Source organism: Sphingopyxis flava (genome assembly GCF_900168005.1).
GTDB classification, from domain to species: domain Bacteria; phylum Pseudomonadota; class Alphaproteobacteria; order Sphingomonadales; family Sphingomonadaceae; genus Sphingopyxis; species Sphingopyxis flava.
On record NZ_FUYP01000092.1, the window covers coordinates 1 to 2,171 of the forward strand.

A 2,171-nucleotide genomic window follows, 5' to 3' on the forward strand; every position below is an offset into this window, starting at 1 on the left:
GATCTCCGCCCATGGCGAGCCGGTGCGGAACCGCCAGAGAATGCCGTTCAGCACGCGCCGATCATCAACTCGGGGAACGCCGCGCGGCTTGTTCGGCAGCAACGGCTCAATGATCGACCATTCCCCGTCCGTCAGTTCGTATCGCCGCCTTGCCATCAAGCCTCCATCGCAATGGAAAGCCTGAATCACGCACGCCGCCAAACCTCAAGGCCGTTTATAAGTTTACGGCCTCATACATTATCTGATATGCTCATTAACGTTGTTCCCTTTCGTCACGGTATCGAGGCATCGCGCAAATGAGCAAGGGTTGGCTTATAACTGGGGTTTCGAGTGGAATCGGCAGGCTGCTTGCGGAGCAAGCTCTGCTCCGCGGCGACAGAGTTGTCGGAACGGTACGACAGTCGGTCCATGCGGAAGAGTTCGAAGCTCTTTGCGAGGGTAGGGCCGTCGCCCGTATAGTCGATGTGACTGATGAAGCCAACTTAAATGCCGTTGTCCTCGAGGCCGAGAAAATATTGGGGGGCATTGATATTCTAATAAATAACGCAGGCGTTGGTTTAGATGGAAGTTTTGAAGAGATTACATCCCTTGAGTTCAGAGCATGCCTAGAGACCAATTTATTTGGTACTGTTTCTGCTATCAGAGCAGCTCTACCGGGGATGCGAAATCGCTTAAAAGGGGACATTATTAATATTGGCTCTGGGGCAGGGCTTATCGGCTTGCCTGGACTGAGTGCGTATAGTACGGCAAAGTTTGCAATCGAAGGCTTGACCGAGGCGCTGGCTGCAGAGGTCCGCCCCTTTGGTTTGCGTGTTATGGTCGTCGAACCTGGGGGGTTTCGAACGGGCTTCGGTGGCTCCATTGCCATCGCTGCAAACACTATCGAAGCATATGATGCCACGCCCGGCAGAAGCAAGCGGGATATTTGGCACGACTACGATGCAAATCAACCGGGAGACCCCAAAAAGCTGGTTGATGCGATATTAAAGATTATCGAAGAACCCGAATTGCCAATTCGACTTATCGTCGGTAAACATATATATAATTTGGTGGATCAGAAGTTAAAAAAATTCTCTCAAGATATGGAGTATTATAAAGATATATCATATTCTGCGGAATCTGATTAAATTGTAATTATATGTCAATTATAATTATGTAGTTAATTACGTCCATTTTTTTGATTTGAGCTAGATCAGATGTGATCTAATTTCGGGAAGATGGATTTCTTTCATTTGAAATTTTCGTCGTAATCTTCCTGACTGGAAGGGGCGAAGGACCACGAGGGCATCGAGGTCTTCCGACGCACAGAAGGCGTTCAGGGAGCCGACGGTGTTTTCTTGGCTGCCATTTGCCGCAAGGCAGGGATCAGCCAAGCAACCTACTTCAGCTGAATAAAGAATTGCGATGGAATGCTGCCACCGGAGCTGTCAGTCTAATGCGAACCGCTCTCCACTGCGCGCACTGATCTCCAAGGATGGAGTTCTCTAGGCCGCGATCATCTGCCACTCAGCCAGGGCGGCTGAGCGGCGTTGCTTGTAGACTTCACGGCTAACGAGATGGCGCTCCTGATTAAAATGGTTATGCACACTGGCATGGACTGATGCGAACTTCTGTAGGGACTTTATCTGCCGAAACCGCAGCATGGCCCGCTCTCGTCGTCGGAATGGCAAGTGGCTGTTCTCGGCCCGGTTGTTGGCCCAGCGGCCGGTCTCCTGCTTATGCGCACAGCCAAGGTCGGTCATCGCCGCCTTGTAGGAGCGCAGGCCATCCGTCACGAACTTTTCCGCCGTTCCATGCCGCTTCAAGGTCTTCCTCATGAAGGCAAGGGCGGCAGGTTTGTCGCGGGTCTTGGTGACGTAGCTCTCGAGGATCTCGCCTTCGTGGTCGACCGCGCGCCAGAGGTACACCATCTCGCCGTTCACCTTCACGTACATCTCATCAAGATGCCATTGCCAGTGGCGAAACCCTTTCATCCTGCTCACCCGCTGGCGGCGGATGTCGGCGGCGAACAGCGGGCCGAACCGGTTCCACCAGAACCGCACCGTCTCATGGCACAAGTCGATGCCGCGCTCGAACTGTAGCGCGACAAACTGGATGAGAAGTTGCGGCAATCAGGATGAGAAGATTCTGACCGCGACAGTTCCGTTTTGGTGTGTTTGATTGTCGCTGGC

General features: G+C 52.6%; 2 protein-coding genes and 1 pseudogene. 1 reads left to right on the forward strand and 2 read right to left on the reverse strand.

Annotated elements, in window-relative coordinates; translation table 11 throughout:
- The coding region (locus B5X69_RS20595; RefSeq protein ID WP_139375919.1) for a transposase at positions 1-156 on the reverse strand (156 nt) is incomplete at its 3' end.
- A 140-nt stretch (positions 157-296) separates the two neighbouring features.
- Here B5X69_RS20595 and B5X69_RS20600 point away from each other — a divergent pair.
- Positions 297-1,127, forward strand: a complete 831-nt coding sequence (locus tag B5X69_RS20600; protein WP_079640332.1) for an SDR family NAD(P)-dependent oxidoreductase — start codon at positions 297-299, stop codon at positions 1,125-1,127.
- Positions 1,128-1,484: 357 nt separating this feature from the next.
- Here the strand turns inward: B5X69_RS20600 and B5X69_RS20605 are convergent.
- Positions 1,485-2,072: pseudogene (locus tag B5X69_RS20605) on the reverse strand (IS6 family transposase); the annotation flags it as partial.
- Positions 2,073-2,171 lie beyond the last annotated feature (99 nt).

Bases quoted from the DNA above. Each gene is read 5' to 3' on its own strand.
- B5X69_RS20600 (WP_079640332.1), top strand. From the start codon at position 297: ATGAGCAAGGGTTGGCTTATAACTGGGGTTTCGAGTGGAATCGGCAGG.